Source organism: Saliphagus sp. GCM10025317 (assembly GCF_042663665.1).
Taxonomy (GTDB): domain Archaea; phylum Halobacteriota; class Halobacteria; order Halobacteriales; family Natrialbaceae; genus Natronosalvus.
The window spans coordinates 482,197-494,659 of the sequence record NZ_JBHTAQ010000007.1 but is presented as its reverse complement, the minus strand read 5'-3'; the positions used below and the strand labels follow the sequence as shown (position 1 = coordinate 494,659).

Here is a 12,463-nt window from a genome sequence, read left to right as displayed (position 1 = left end):
TCAGCGTTGCTGAACAGCAAAGGAGTACCCCTGTCCACTGGACGACGCTACCGGTGAGGACGTACCGAGAACACTTATTTCTTCGACTCGAACACTAGCTGTCGTGGAGTCCCGTACGCCCGACGGCTCAGCAGAGCGTGAGAGTAGTTCCAAACCGCTTATCAGACCGTTCGGGTACGTCGAGGACGGTCCGGTTATTCGACGGATCGGCGACAGAAACCTCTTCCTCGGCAATAAGTTCGCAGCGATTCCGGAACACCACCAGAGAGAATTCGAGTTCGTGCTGTCGGTTTCGACGGAACGATACCCGCTCACGACGCATCACCACCCGTTAATCGACGGTTCAGGAAACGAGTGGGAAGTATTCGCGGAGGCGGTGGATACTGCCCGCTCAGTCTACCGACGGAGCGGTTCCGTCCTGATTCACTGCAAAGCGGGAATCTCCCGAAGTAGTACGATCATCGCGACGGTACTCGCTGTCGAAGAGAACCGTTCACTCCGGACTGCGCTCTCGATCGTCCAGGACGCTCGCCCGTTCGCGGTTCCGAATCCTGCCCTGCACGAACTTGCCGTCGTATACCTCGCTGCTGAATCATCGGACTGAGCGCCGGTTCGAGGACGCTCTGTAGCTATTCGGGTACCTGTCGAAAGAGACGCCGTGTTGCGCCCCGGCTTCGGCGTACCGTTCCCGGCGAGAAGGCAGCGGCGAAGGTCGAGCAGCGGTCTCGAGTGAAGGTACCGCTGATCGCCACACGTGTTCTCGGTCGCCAACTCGCGGCCACTGGTTTGCGATCACTCGTGGTTCCAGTCGGGGTCACCACTGTCTGCCGACTCGAGGTCTTCGAGCGGGACGGGGTCGTTCCACTCGTCTGCGGTGTCGTCGCCGTCGTCTCCGCCCTCGCCCTCGCCCACGCCCTCGTCGTTTCCCGACCGAACCGTCCAGGGTACTTCGTCGGCCCGCGAGGGATGAACGTTGACGGCGCCGCCCCGGTAGGGATCCGTTTCGGGGTCGTAGTCCAGTTCGCTCCGAGCGAGCAGGTAGACGATCGCGCCGTAGACCGGCACCGCGAACACGATCACGGCCCACTTCCGCGGGTTGGACATTCCCACCTCGCGGGCGTCGCGGTAGACGTACGCGGCGAGGCCGGCGAAAAACGCCAGCGAGGCGAGAACGAGCGCAACGAGCGCCAGCGGATCCATATCGGTCGTTGGCGCTCGAGGCCCCTAAACCGATTGCCTCCCGATACCTAGTTGTACCACTCCCGTCGCGCCCGAAGCACGCGGGCGATCAGCGGCAGGTCCCGAACGCCGAGCAGTTTCGCGAGCGCGAGCCGACTCCCTTTGTTGGCCTGGGCCAGCGTATCGGTGTCGAAGCGGTTCAGGTCCGCCATGAGGTCGTCGTAGCGGTCGTTCGAGGCGAGGTAGAGCAGGTGGGTCATCAGGAGCCGCGTGTCCACGTTCGGGGCGACGTCGCGGTGCCAGAGCGTGTCGTAGACCGCGAGGTTGTCGGCGGTGGGCTCGATCTGGCCGTGTTTGAGACAGCTGTCGGCGGCGACGGCAGCCGCCCGCCCGGACTTCATGCAGGTGTGAATCCCCTCGCCCCAGAGCGGGTCGACCGTCGGGACGGTGTCACCGATGGCCATGAACCGGTCGGTGTGGATCTGGCCGGGGGGCTGGATGTGGGCCGATCCGCGGTGCTGGCGACCCTCGATTCGCTCGGCCTCTGCGAACCGGGGGTCGGTGTCGATCCAGTGCTGGAGGTAGTCATCGATGTTGAAGCTGTTCCGTCCGTGCTGGCGATGGCTCTCGTTCTGGATGTAACAGAGACCCACCTTGGCGGTGTCCTCGCCGGTGTGGAAGATCCACGAGTAGCCCCCCGGCGCGAGGTCGTGGTCGAGGCGCAGCATCATCGCGTCGGTCAGGTCGGCGTAGTCGGGGTGGTCGACCTCGATCCCCTCGAGTTCGAACTCGATCCCGATGGCGTGGTTCTCCCGCTTGAGGTCGCTCACGCCGAGTTTCTTCGCCAGCGGCGCCGCGGGGCCCGTCGCGTCGATCACGATGTCGGCGTAGAGTTTCTCGGACCCGCTGTAGGTGACGCCGACGGGTTCGCCGCCCTCCGTAATCGGTGCTGTCGCTCTCGAGTCGAAGCGGTACTCCGCGCCCTTCTCGCGGCCGTCCTCGACCAGGTACCGCTTGAACTTCCCGAAGTCCAGTACCGCACCCGGCTGGTCCTGTACGTAGTAGTCGTTCGGCGACTCGAGCACCACGGATTCGGTGAATTGCTGGACGACGTCGTCGGGAATCCCGAACGAGGCCATCATCGACGGGAACGTGCCGGCCGTCGACTTGTTGCTCTGTTTCGGGAACTCGTCTTCCGCCTCCGTCTCGAGGACGACGACGTCGTACCCGCGGGCGGCCAGGTCCCGCGCACACTGCGCACCAGCGGGCCCAGCCCCGGCGATCACTACGTCGCAATCTCCGTTCATAACCCACAGAGTGTGCTGGAGCATTATGAGTATACCCAGTTATGTTCGCAAGCAGAACATCACGGTCGCGTGTGAATATGGACTCGCTGGCACCCATCGCTCGAACGAACCGGCCGCCACGCCTGCACTCACCGGTGGCGGTACTACGTATCTCGACACCGTAACACAACGTATGTCACTCGAGACGCTCGCCCGGAGCGACGTCGTCACCGCGTCGCCGGACAGTTCCATTCGAGACGTTGCGGCCATGATGGACGAGGAGATGGTCGGCAGCGTGGTCGTCACCGAGGGGGACGAACCGGTCGGCATCGTGACCGACCGCGACCTCGCGCTCGCGGTCCTGGTCGACGGCGACGACCCCGAATCGGCAACCGTCCAAGACGTCATGTCCGGGACGGTCCACACGATCGGCGTCGACGCGGGGTTCTACGACGCGACCGAACGAATGAACGAACGCAACGTCCGGCGGTTGCCGGTCGTCGACGACGGCGGCTCCCTCGTGGGGATCATCACGCTCGACGACCTGAGCGAACTGCTGGCGGATGAACAGAGCGAACTCGTCGGCGTGATTCGGGAGCAGCGCGCGCCGTATTGATCGCGTTCACATTCACTTTTCGAAGAGGCACTCGGCGACGACCTGCGTCCGCGCCGTGAGCGCCGTCGTCGTCTTCGAACTCGCCTGGAGCGAGTCGTTGATCGCGCCGTAGAGCGCGTCGAACGCGAGATCGCCGTCCCCATCGCGCCAGTCCTCGAGGGCAGGCGATTCGAGGCCGCAGGTCGGACACTGGCGGGACGAATCCGGGTCGAGAACGACCGGGTCGTCCGCGCCCTCGAGCCCCGTGAAACAGCCGTAACAGCACCCGAGTCCGACCGCGATGCCGTCGGAGCATTCGAGTACCTCTCGGAGGTCACGCTGGAGGCTCCGTGCTGCGGTACAGAACGACTCGAGTGCCGTCGAGAGCGTTTCGGCTGGCGGGTCGTCGCTCGCTTCGCTGCCGTCGGTCGTCACTGCGTCATCCGTTCTGTCGGCCGTCTCCGCGTCATTCGTTCCGTCATCCGTTCTGTCGGCCGTCTCCGCGTCATTCGTTCCGTCATCCGTTCTGTCGGCCGTCTCCGCGTCACTCGTTCCGTCACCCGTCCTGTCGGCCGTCCCCGCCGCGAGCGCCTCGAGATTGGACTCGGCCGGCGCCCGCTCGAGCGGGTCAAGGGTCGCGTCGACCATCGCGAGTGCGAGGCAGGCGTCCTGGCGAGCGGTGACGTAGGTCGCGCGGTCGTTCTCGCCGTCCTCGATGGCCGCCGGCAACTGCGTCGCGAGGGAGGCGAACGAGGCGACGGTCGAGATGGCGTCGCTCTGTCGTCTCGTCACGTCTCGAATCGTCTCGAAGAGGCGCGCTCGATCGTCGAAGACGGCGTCCTGGGAGCGGTTCAGCGTCTGAAAGCAGTCGTTACAGACGGTGACGAGCGCGCTCTCGTGAACCGTGCCCTCGAGGGCGACGTCGCCGACCGCCGCGACGCGGCAGGACGACGAGTCGGTACGGGAGCCGGAGTCGCTGTCGCAGTATCGACACGCGTGATCGTCGCGTTCGAAGATCGCCTCGCGATCCGCCTGCCAGGGTCGAGCGTCGGGTTCCACGACTGGTGGTCACGCCGGCGGCGCAAAAACGCTCCGGCTGTCGGTGCACGAGACCGGGCGCTTCGTCGTCACGTCAGACTGTCGCCGTCGTGGTCGTCGACACTTCCGCGAGGAACGACTCGAGCACATCGTTCACCCGGTCGGCCTGCTCGAGGAAGCAGGCGTGGGAGCCGCCCTCGAGCTCGAGGAACTGGACGTTCGGGAGTTTCGCCTCGAACAGACGACCGTTCTCGACCGGGACGATCCGATCCTCACTCCCGTGGATCACGAGCGTCGGCAGGCGAATGCCCTCGAGGCGGTCGCCCACGTCGAACCCGGTCAGTGCTCCCAGCTGGGACTCGAGCGCCGGGTTCGACGGCGCCTGTGCGAGTTGCCACTCGACCAGTCGATCCAGCAGGTGGGGGTTGCGGTTGGTGAATCGCTCGCTGAATAGTGTCCGGAGGCGCTCGCGAGCGGTCTCGCGCGGCGAATCGGCGCTCGCGAGGAGTTCCGACAGGACGTCCTCGTCCATTGCCATCGCGTCGACCCCGCCGTGGCTCGTCCCGATCAGGGTGAGCGAGGCCGCGCGCGAGTACTCGAGCGCGTAGCGCTGGGCGACCATCCCGCCCAGATCGAGGCCGACGAGGTGGGCGTCTCGAACTCCCGCGTCCTCGAGCACGGCCTCGAGGTCGGCGGCGAGTCCGCCCACGGAGTAGCTCAGGCGAGATCGCAGGAGCGGCGACCGGAGGCGCCGCGGGAGTCGACCGACGAGCGGGAGGAGTCCGGCGTCGGAGCCATCCGTACCCCGTGTGTCGGGGGCGATCAGGTCGTACTCGCCGGCATCGGCGAGCGCCTCGCGCTGCCAGCGCCACTGCCAGCGCCCGAGGCCCAGTCCCTGCAGGAAGACGACGGGCACGCCCTCACCTCGTCCGTCCCCTCGCTCGCGCTCGTAGTGAATCGACACGCCGTCTCGCGTGACCCGTGGCATGCCTCGGGGTACGACGTCGGGCCTCTTGAACGGACACCACTGCCGACTGCCGACCCGGGCCCAGGTCGAGCGCGTTCTGGCATCGGCCTGGCAAAATAAATGGCCGAACTGGTAAACCGTGTGTTTAACCACCCCCGGCGGAATGTATGGATTGATGAAACGGCTCCACGCTCGCTACCCCTTCCTCGAGGCCGCCCGCGAGGCCGTCGCCACCGAGGCGGTCGACCTGGCGACGGTCGTCGAGCAGGATCAGGCGGTCGTCGAGCGCGCCCGCGAGCGCGTCGTCGCCGCCCTCGAGGACGGCGGAACGGGCGAGCCGAGTCGCGACGCCCGCGTCGAACTGCTCTCCTATCCAGTGGCGCGCGTCCTCGTATCGCTGGTCGCCGAGAACGTCCTGATTCGAAAGTACGCCCGCGCGGAAGCCGAGACGGCGTTCGATCGGTTCACGGCCGACTTCACGGACACGACCGAACTCAAGAGCGTCGAGTCGACCGGGGTCGACCTCGAGACGCTGCTCGCGGAGTTCGACCTCGGGCCGTCGGTGCGGTCGGTCGCCGACGACCCCCCAACGTATCGGATCGACGTCGGCGCCTACCTCCCGCTCGCGGACGACCTCTGGGCGGACGAGTGGCGCCTGGTCAACCGAGCGCTCGCCGACGGCGAGGTGCCGATCACCGAGGCCGAACTCCTGACGCTCGTCCGCGAGGCCGTCCGGACCCGCGTCGAGGACGGCCTCCCCTTCGACGTGCCCGAACCGATCGCGGCCGCGCTCGAGGACGAGGCCGCCGAAATCCGCGAGGTGCTGGCCGAGATGGACCTCACCCGGGAGATCGACACCGTCGTCCCGGACCTGTTCCCACCGTGTATGAAGGCGCTGCTCGACGACGTCCAGAAAGGCGAGCACCTGCCTCACCACTCGCGGTTCGCGATCACCGCCTTCCTGACGAGTATCGGGATGACCACCGATCAGATCGTCGACCTCTACCGGGTCAACTCGAGTTTCGGCGAGGAGATGACGCGCTACCAGACCGACCACATCCGGGGCGATAGCTCCCCGACGGAGTACTCGCCGCCGTCGTGTGCCACTATGCAATCGTACGGCGACTGCGTGAACAAGGACGACCTCTGCGAGCGGATTCCCCACCCAATGGCCTACTACGAGCACCGACTCGACGACGCCGACGAGGACGACCTCGAGGACTGGCGCGCCGAGAGCGGGCAGTCGGCCGAAGGCGACTGACGACTGACTTTTGGCGTCGCGGGTTCTCGGAGATCGTGCCTCGACGGAACGAGCGCGAAAAGACGAACGCGAAGAAGCGAGCGCGAAGCGTGGCGGTTCGAACGGGGACGAACCGACTCGAGTTACAGGCTGACGTGTCAGTTGCTCAGGCCGACGCGTCGGTAGAATCGTTCGTCACGTACGCGAGCGCGATGCCGACTGCCAGCATGAGCACGACGAAACCGATGATCGTCCCCACGAGCAGCTGTCCGCCCTCGGGCGTGAGCGTCCCGTTCGTCTTGTAGTTCTCGCCGACGACCATCATCGCGCCGATCATGATGGCCACCATCGGGATCGCGATGCCAATTTCGATGAGTCGCTCGCGCTCGAGCATGATAGCGTGGATTTCGTCGCTGCGATCAAAAGTGCTTCGAAGGGTCGGTCGGGGTCGAAAGACTTAGTGTGGGGCTGACGTAAGGTCAGGTATGGATAAAGGACAGAACACCGGCGGGCTGATGTCCAGCGCCGGACTCGTTCGCTACTTCGACTCCGAGGACGACCGCGGGATCCGCATCGATCCGAAGACGGTCATCGCCTTCGGCGTCCTGCTCGGCGTGCTCGTACAGCTGTTGACGTTCGTCGCGTAAGTGCTGCGTTGACGAGCAACGTTACGCCAGTTCACGTCGCCATCGCCTTGCAGCGTGTGCGGGTCGTAAGCAACGAAAGTTAGAGACTGGTTTGACATAGGCGTTTTTTCTTCAAATATGTATCGTCGAAGACTATTGATGTATAGCGGGTCTGTGCTCTCGATGGTGAGTTCCGGTTGTACGTTTAGCGATGACGGAAGGAGCGACCTTGGGGAAGGCTCGACAGACGACACCGGAAACGGAAACGATGGAGACGGAATCGGCGAAGACAACGAGAGCCCTGAAGATGATGGATCTGACAGTAGTTCGGACGACGACCTCGTCGAAATTCTCGAGCACGAGTGGTACAACGCTGACGCGGAAGATGCAGGCGTCTCCGGTCGTCTCGAGAACGTTTCGGGTGAGGAAATCCACCTTGTGACTGTCGAGGTGCATTTCGTCGGCGACGAGGGCACGCAAATCACGGAAGGGCAAGATACGACGAACAATCTGGAATCCAACCGCGAGTGGGAGTTCGATGTGCCGTATCCTGCGGAAGACCCCGAACGCGTCGATACCTACGATATCGAGTCCGACGTCTCGAGCTACTGAGCACTGTTTCCGTGTTTGTAGCACGTTCGTGTGTTCTCTGGTGCTTTCGATTTTTCGAGCGCCACGGTGAGGAATCCGTACGCAATGGTCGTTCCCTCGAATCTCGTCCGCCGTCTCGCATTCGTGACGCGTCCTTTTTCTCCCCACCCCCACTACCGCGACTATGACACTGGTTGCGGGCGTTATCGGGGTGCAGGGGAACGTCAGCGAACACGCGACGGCCATCGAACGCGCCTGCAAGGCTCGAGGCGAGGACGTCGTCGTCCACGAGATCCGAACCGCCGGCGTGGTGCCCGAGTGCGACCTGCTCGCGATGCCCGGCGGCGAGTCGACGACCATCTCGCGGCTGGTCCACCGCGAGGGAATCGCCGAGGAAATCGTCGACCACGTCGATGCCGGGAAGCCGTTGCTCGCCACCTGCGCGGGCCTGATCGTCGCCGCGGCCGACGCCCAGGACGACCGCGTCGAGACGCTGAACCTCCTCGATGTCCACGTCGAGCGCAACGCCTTTGGCCGGCAGAAAGACAGCTTCGAGGCTCCGCTCGAGGTCACAGGGCTCGAGGAACCGTTCCCCGGCGTCTTCATCCGCGCGCCGGTGATCGACCGAGTCGGCGACGCGACGGTGCTCGCCGAGTGGGAGGGGCGCCCGGTTGCAGTTCAGCAGGGGTCGGTCGTCGCCACGTCGTTTCACCCCGAGTTGACGCAGGACGACCGAATCCACGAACTGGCGTTTTTCGAATGAGCGGAGACAACGTGGGTCAGCAGCTACGGTAGTCGGCCAGCGCCGTCTCCCGCCGCAGGAAGACGGTTCGCTCGAGAGGAGCCGTCTCCACGAGGGAGAGTCGACAAATCCACTATATTTAGGTCTGCCTAAAGATCGGGGGAGTTATATTGGTTTAGGCGAGCCTAACTCGTATGTCGAGAGAAGCAGCGACTCGCCGAGGGCTGACCCGGCGAGAGGCGATCGCGTACAGTGGAACCGTCCTCGGCGGTAGCGTACTCTCCGGCTGTCTAGCCGAAGAGGGGAACGGAGACGGGGGTTCGTCCACGTCGACCGGATCGGGTACCGAAGGCGATCCAGACGGCGAAGCCACTCGGTCCGAAGGCGAATCCTACACCGCCACGCTGGCGCCCGTGGGCGAAGTGACGTTCGACGCGGTTCCGGAGTCCGTTTTCACCGTCTTCCCCTGGTACGCCGACATGGCGGTCGCGCTCGGACACGGCGACAGCATCAACTCGCTGTGGTGGGCCGAGGAGTTCGACTCGATCATGCAGTACTTCACCGCGGACCTCGAGGGCGTGTCGGTCTCGTGGGCGGACCTCGAGGGCCAGTACGGGGCGAACGAGGAGCGACTGTACGAACTGGACAGCGACCTCCACCTCGTCGACCCCGCCTGGCTGTCGACCCAAGACGGCTGGGACCGCGACGCCGTCGATCGAATCGCCGACACCGTCGCGCCGTGGTTCGGCAACCAGTACAGTAACCTCCACCAGACGCCGCCCGAAGCGTGGGCTGCCGACTACGAGTACTACACGCTCTGGGAACTGTTCGAACAGGTCGCAGCCGTCTACCGGGAACGAGCCCGATACGAGGCGCTGGCGTCGGTCCACGCTGACCTCCTCGCCAGGATCGAGCGCGACCGGCCGACAAAAGCGGATCGTCCGACCGTCGGCTACCTCCAGCTCCCGACCGACCTCAGCGCCGTCTCCGTCCTCCGGTTGAACGCCGCTGGTTACTACAACGCCCACACGCGACCGCTCGGTGCGACCGACGCGTTCGCGGACCTCGAGATTACCGGCGAGTTCGCCGCGGTGGACTTCGAGACGCTGCTCGAGGCCGACCCCGACGTCCTCCTCGTGCTCTGGGGGATGACGTCCTCGGTGGATCTCGAGGCGTTGCGCGCCAATCTCGAGGATCACTCCATTGGTGGCCACCTCTCCGCGGTCCAGGAGGGGCGAGTGTACACGCAGGGAACGCGGTTCCAGGGACCGCTCATGAACCTGTTCCAGCTCGAGATGACGGCCAAACAGCTCTATCCGGAGCAGTTCGGCGAGTGGCCGGGGTACGAAGACGGCGACAGCTATCCCGACTTCGACGCGGACGAGCAGTTGTTCGATCGCCAGCGGGTGAGCACTATCGTTACGGAGGGGAGCGACGCGTGAGCAGCGACGACTCACGTCCCCGGAAACGACAGCGCCGATCGGACCGGGCACGAGCGGAAACGAGATCCGGCCCGTCGACCGACGACTGCCCCCGCATGCTGGCCCGGACGTGGGTCCTAGCGGCCCGATTCGGCGACCCGGTCGACTACGACGTCCCGACGGTACCGGCGTGGACCGTCCTCGAGCCGGAGTCAGGTGGCATCGCGTTCGCCGCGGACGGCGCCGAGCCGTTCATCCGCGCCGAACGGCCAGCGATCGTGCGGCGGTAACGAGAGCGATGGTCGGCACGACGCTCCAGGCCATCCGAACCCACCTCGAGGGGCTCGCCAGCGAGGGCGGCGAGTATTCGCTCGTCTGCGCCCGGTACGGCGACCGTCCGGTACCGGCCGCGGACCTCCGGTTCGAGAGTCGAGCGACCGCCCGACTGGCTGCCAGGGCCACCGAACAGTATCGGGAAACGCTCCGCCGGTACGACCCGCAATTGCCGTACTACGACGTGATCGTTCGTCAGGAACACCCGCCAGGCAACTGGGACGTGGTCGGGAAACGGGACTCGAGCACCCGTGCAACTGATGGCTTCGCTGCGAACGCTCGTTCGAAATCGGATGCCGAACGACGAATCGACGAGAGACGCGATCTCGTCGGGTTCTGCCATCGCGTCGTCGGTGCCGCGTTCGAAACGATGTCGACTCACGGCTACGACGCCCTCGAATCCGCGGTCATGGACGCCTACCTCGCGCTCGCCAAACGCCTTTCGAGTCCCGACGGGCTCTGTCTGTGCTTGCTCGAGAGTACAGCGATCGAACTCGCTACTAAGCTGTCGCCGGCCGAGCAGGTGACGTTCCTCTCAGCGACGGCGGCTCGACTGAACGCGAGCGACGATCCGAGCCCCGTTCGAGTGGAACGGTCCATCGACGAATCGCTCTCGCGACTGCGGGCCGTCGGCATCCTCGAGACGGTCGAGTGTGTGCGAACGGGAACCGCCGAGACGGCGACCCGTACCTCGAGACGGGCCGTGATCAGCCTCGGCGAGTACGCGTTGTCGCCCAACGGCGGTCGGCTTCCGCTCTTGCCCGTCGTCGTCGAGTGGTTCCGCTGTCAGCAGGCGTGGCTCCCCGTGTCCGCGACCGCGAGCGATTCGACGAACGGGTGGCGGATCGAGGTCGTCGATAGACTCGAGCGTCTCGAGGTCGCGGGTGTGGATGGGTCGAAGAGCCCGCTCGCGCCGCTCATCTCCTGATCTCCCTCACAGTCAGGAACCGCAAACGCGAACCGCGTTCGAACGCGGTCGCCGGACGCTGTATCGCTTCGTCGGCCATCCGAAATCGGCGAAGCCAGCGCGTACCTACTCTTTTTCTCACCCGCCGTCGTGAGAGACCGTATGAAGGCATCGATCGACGCGGTTCGCGTCGCGGGAACCCCGCAGGGACCGGTCCCGGTCGTCGTCCTGGGGGTCGAGGGGGAGACCGACGTGGTCCCGATATTCATCGGCTTCGAGGAGGCGACCAGCATCGTCCGCGGCCTCGAGGCCGAGGACATCGGCCGGCCCCTGACCCACGACCTGTTGCTCGACGTGATGGAAGAGCTGGGCGGCCGGGTCGACCGGATCGTCGTGAGCGAACTCTCCGAGCGCGACGACGGGCAGGGCGGCACCTACATCGCAGACCTGCACGTCCAGACACCCCGGGAGACGGTCGTCGTCGACGCCAGGCCGAGCGACTCGCTGGCGCTGGCCGCCCGGACGAACGTCCCGATCGAGGTCACCGAAGGCGTCTTCGAGGCCGGGCGAGACGACAGCGAGAAGTTCGAACAGTTACAATCCCTCGACGAGACCGGTGACCTGTAGATGGACGACACGCTCGAGGCCCTGTTCGCGGTGATCGAGGATCGCAAAGAAACGCTCCCGGAAGATTCGTACACGGCGTCGCTCTTTACCCACGAGAAGGGGGAAAACGCCGTCCTCGAGAAACTCGGCGAGGAGTCGACGGAACTCGTACTGGCGGCCAAAGACGACGACCGCGAGGAGATTGCCCACGAGGCCGCCGACATCGTCTACCACCTGCTCGTCCTGCTCTCGATGAAGGACGTGGAACTTTCGGAACTCGAGGCTGAACTCGAGGCACGCCGCTGACGCCCGTTTCTCGTGACTGTTTCTCCGACGACCGAACCGACGACGCTCACCTTCGTCCGCCACGCCCACTCCCCCTACGTGCCGAACCGGGAGGCCGAACGAGGACTCTCCGGGCGCGGGCGACGGGACGCCGCTCGGGTCGCCAACGTGCTCGCTCGTGACGACCGCACCGTCGACGCCGTCGTCTCGAGCCCCTACGCACGGGCAGTCGAGACCGTCCAGCCGATTGCCGACGCCGCCGGAACGAGCGTCGTCACGGATGACGGGTTTCGGGAGCGGGCGCTGGCGGGGGACCACGTCGAGGACTTCGAGGCGGCGATCGAGCGAGTCTGGACGGAGCCCACGTTCGCCTGGCCGGGTGGCGAATCCAACGACGAGGCGCAGGCGCGCGGCCTCGAGGCCGTCGAGCGAACGCTCGAGCGGTGGCCCGGCGACCACGTGATCGTCGGCACCCACGGAAATCTCCTGGCGCTGATCTTGCGTGCCTACGACGACCGATACGATTTCGACTTCTGGCGCGAAATGGCGATGCCGGACGTGTACCGGGTGACCTACCGGCGCGGAACCCCGGAGCAGATTACGAGGATCGACCCCGGCGCTCGAGGCGCTGGCGATTGATGGGGCGG

General features: G+C 65.4%; 17 protein-coding genes. 12 read left to right on the top strand and 5 right to left on the bottom strand.

From position 1 onward, the window contains the following. The first annotated feature begins 103 nt into the window (after positions 1-103). Positions 104-604: a protein-tyrosine phosphatase family protein gene (locus ACFQS4_RS17015; protein WP_500194694.1), complete on the top strand. Its 501-nt coding sequence runs from the start codon at positions 104-106 to the stop codon at positions 602-604. Between the two features lie 188 nt (positions 605-792). Here ACFQS4_RS17015 and ACFQS4_RS17010 read toward each other — a convergent pair whose 3' ends face one another. Beyond that, positions 793-1,200, bottom strand: a complete 408-nt coding sequence (locus tag ACFQS4_RS17010; protein ID WP_500194693.1) for a hypothetical protein — start codon at positions 1,198-1,200, stop codon at positions 793-795. A 47-nt stretch (positions 1,201-1,247) separates the two neighbouring features. Beyond that, positions 1,248-2,486 (bottom strand): digeranylgeranylglycerophospholipid reductase, encoded by a 1,239-nt coding sequence (locus ACFQS4_RS17005; protein WP_500194690.1) that lies wholly within the window; start codon positions 2,484-2,486, stop codon positions 1,248-1,250. Positions 2,487-2,658: 172 nt separating this feature from the next. Here ACFQS4_RS17005 and ACFQS4_RS17000 point away from each other — a divergent pair, with 172 nt between their 5' ends. Next, positions 2,659-3,081, top strand: coding sequence for a CBS domain-containing protein (locus ACFQS4_RS17000; RefSeq protein WP_500194687.1), 423 nt, complete (start codon positions 2,659-2,661; stop codon positions 3,079-3,081). Positions 3,082-3,093: 12 nt separating this feature from the next. On the opposite strand, the gene ACFQS4_RS16995 is transcribed toward ACFQS4_RS17000, so the two are convergent. Further along, positions 3,094-4,119 (bottom strand): HNH endonuclease, encoded by a 1,026-nt coding sequence (locus ACFQS4_RS16995; protein ID WP_500194685.1) that lies wholly within the window; start codon positions 4,117-4,119, stop codon positions 3,094-3,096. A 73-nt stretch (positions 4,120-4,192) separates the two neighbouring features. Next, positions 4,193-5,086: an alpha/beta fold hydrolase gene (locus ACFQS4_RS16990; RefSeq protein ID WP_500194683.1), complete on the bottom strand. Its 894-nt coding sequence runs from the start codon at positions 5,084-5,086 to the stop codon at positions 4,193-4,195. A gap of 154 nt (positions 5,087-5,240) precedes the next feature. Here ACFQS4_RS16990 and priL point away from each other — a divergent pair, with 154 nt between their 5' ends. Further along, positions 5,241-6,326 (top strand): DNA primase regulatory subunit PriL, encoded by a 1,086-nt coding sequence (gene priL / locus ACFQS4_RS16985; RefSeq protein WP_500194680.1) that lies wholly within the window; start codon positions 5,241-5,243, stop codon positions 6,324-6,326. A 145-nt stretch (positions 6,327-6,471) separates the two neighbouring features. Here the strand turns inward: priL and ACFQS4_RS16980 are convergent, their stop codons facing one another. After that, positions 6,472-6,699 carry a DUF7472 family protein gene (locus ACFQS4_RS16980; RefSeq protein WP_500194677.1) on the bottom strand — a complete coding sequence of 76 codons (228 nt, stop codon included), beginning with the start codon at positions 6,697-6,699 and terminating at the stop codon, positions 6,472-6,474. 91 nt (positions 6,700-6,790) lie between these two features. Here ACFQS4_RS16980 and ACFQS4_RS16975 point away from each other — a divergent pair, with 91 nt between their 5' ends. From ACFQS4_RS16975 to ACFQS4_RS16935, 9 genes are all read left to right on the top strand, one after another. Next, positions 6,791-6,952 carry a preprotein translocase subunit Sec61beta gene (locus ACFQS4_RS16975; RefSeq protein WP_254158420.1) on the top strand — a complete coding sequence of 54 codons (162 nt, stop codon included), beginning with the start codon at positions 6,791-6,793 and terminating at the stop codon, positions 6,950-6,952. A 162-nt stretch (positions 6,953-7,114) separates the two neighbouring features. Continuing rightward, on the top strand, positions 7,115-7,543 hold the full coding sequence (locus ACFQS4_RS16970; protein WP_500194674.1) for an FxLYD domain-containing protein: 429 nt from the start codon (positions 7,115-7,117) through the stop codon (positions 7,541-7,543). 163 nt (positions 7,544-7,706) lie between these two features. Beyond that, the gene (gene pdxT, locus ACFQS4_RS16965; protein WP_500194673.1) at positions 7,707-8,285 is read left to right on the top strand and encodes a pyridoxal 5'-phosphate synthase glutaminase subunit PdxT; all 579 of its coding nucleotides are present in this window, start codon (positions 7,707-7,709) and stop codon (positions 8,283-8,285) included. Positions 8,286-8,458: 173 nt separating this feature from the next. Beyond that, positions 8,459-9,706, top strand: a complete 1,248-nt coding sequence (locus ACFQS4_RS16960) for an ABC transporter substrate-binding protein (protein WP_500194670.1) — start codon at positions 8,459-8,461, stop codon at positions 9,704-9,706. Then, on the top strand, positions 9,703-9,975 hold the full coding sequence (locus ACFQS4_RS16955) for a hypothetical protein (protein ID WP_500194668.1): 273 nt from the start codon (positions 9,703-9,705) through the stop codon (positions 9,973-9,975). The genes ACFQS4_RS16960 and ACFQS4_RS16955 overlap by 4 nt, the downstream gene beginning before the upstream one ends. Positions 9,976-9,983: 8 nt before the next feature. Beyond that, complete coding sequence (locus tag ACFQS4_RS16950; protein ID WP_500194666.1) at positions 9,984-10,946, top strand: DUF7551 domain-containing protein; 963 nt, start codon at positions 9,984-9,986, stop codon at positions 10,944-10,946. Between the two features lie 141 nt (positions 10,947-11,087). Then, positions 11,088-11,552 carry a bifunctional nuclease family protein gene (locus ACFQS4_RS16945; protein ID WP_500194663.1) on the top strand — a complete coding sequence of 155 codons (465 nt, stop codon included), beginning with the start codon at positions 11,088-11,090 and terminating at the stop codon, positions 11,550-11,552. Next, a complete protein-coding gene (hisE, locus tag ACFQS4_RS16940; RefSeq protein ID WP_500194661.1) occupies positions 11,553-11,837 on the top strand; it encodes a phosphoribosyl-ATP diphosphatase in 285 nt (94 codons plus the stop codon). A gap of 12 nt (positions 11,838-11,849) precedes the next feature. Continuing rightward, complete coding sequence (locus ACFQS4_RS16935; RefSeq protein ID WP_500194659.1) at positions 11,850-12,455, top strand: histidine phosphatase family protein; 606 nt, start codon at positions 11,850-11,852, stop codon at positions 12,453-12,455. Positions 12,456-12,463 lie beyond the last annotated feature (8 nt).

What these genes read in the sequence shown, in the direction of transcription:
- ACFQS4_RS17010 (WP_500194693.1), bottom strand. Translation starts at nt 1,200, where the DNA reads ATGGATCCGCTGGCGCTCGTTGCGCTCGTTCTCGCCTCGCTGGCGTTT.
- ACFQS4_RS17005 (WP_500194690.1), bottom strand. Translation starts at nt 2,486, where the DNA reads ATGAACGGAGATTGCGACGTAGTGATCGCCGGGGCTGGGCCCGCTGGT.
- ACFQS4_RS17000 (WP_500194687.1), top strand. Translation starts at nt 2,659, where the DNA reads ATGTCACTCGAGACGCTCGCCCGGAGCGACGTCGTCACCGCGTCGCCG.
- ACFQS4_RS16990 (WP_500194683.1), bottom strand. Translation starts at nt 5,086, where the DNA reads ATGCCACGGGTCACGCGAGACGGCGTGTCGATTCACTACGAGCGCGAG.
- priL (WP_500194680.1), top strand. Translation starts at nt 5,241, where the DNA reads ATGAAACGGCTCCACGCTCGCTACCCCTTCCTCGAGGCCGCCCGCGAG.
- ACFQS4_RS16980 (WP_500194677.1), bottom strand. Translation starts at nt 6,699, where the DNA reads ATGCTCGAGCGCGAGCGACTCATCGAAATTGGCATCGCGATCCCGATG.
- ACFQS4_RS16975 (WP_254158420.1), top strand. Translation starts at nt 6,791, where the DNA reads ATGGATAAAGGACAGAACACCGGCGGGCTGATGTCCAGCGCCGGACTC.
- ACFQS4_RS16970 (WP_500194674.1), top strand. Translation starts at nt 7,115, where the DNA reads ATGGTGAGTTCCGGTTGTACGTTTAGCGATGACGGAAGGAGCGACCTT.
- pdxT (WP_500194673.1), top strand. Translation starts at nt 7,707, where the DNA reads ATGACACTGGTTGCGGGCGTTATCGGGGTGCAGGGGAACGTCAGCGAA.
- ACFQS4_RS16960 (WP_500194670.1), top strand. Translation starts at nt 8,459, where the DNA reads ATGTCGAGAGAAGCAGCGACTCGCCGAGGGCTGACCCGGCGAGAGGCG.
- ACFQS4_RS16950 (WP_500194666.1), top strand. Translation starts at nt 9,984, where the DNA reads ATGGTCGGCACGACGCTCCAGGCCATCCGAACCCACCTCGAGGGGCTC.
- ACFQS4_RS16945 (WP_500194663.1), top strand. Translation starts at nt 11,088, where the DNA reads ATGAAGGCATCGATCGACGCGGTTCGCGTCGCGGGAACCCCGCAGGGA.
- hisE (WP_500194661.1), top strand. Translation starts at nt 11,553, where the DNA reads ATGGACGACACGCTCGAGGCCCTGTTCGCGGTGATCGAGGATCGCAAA.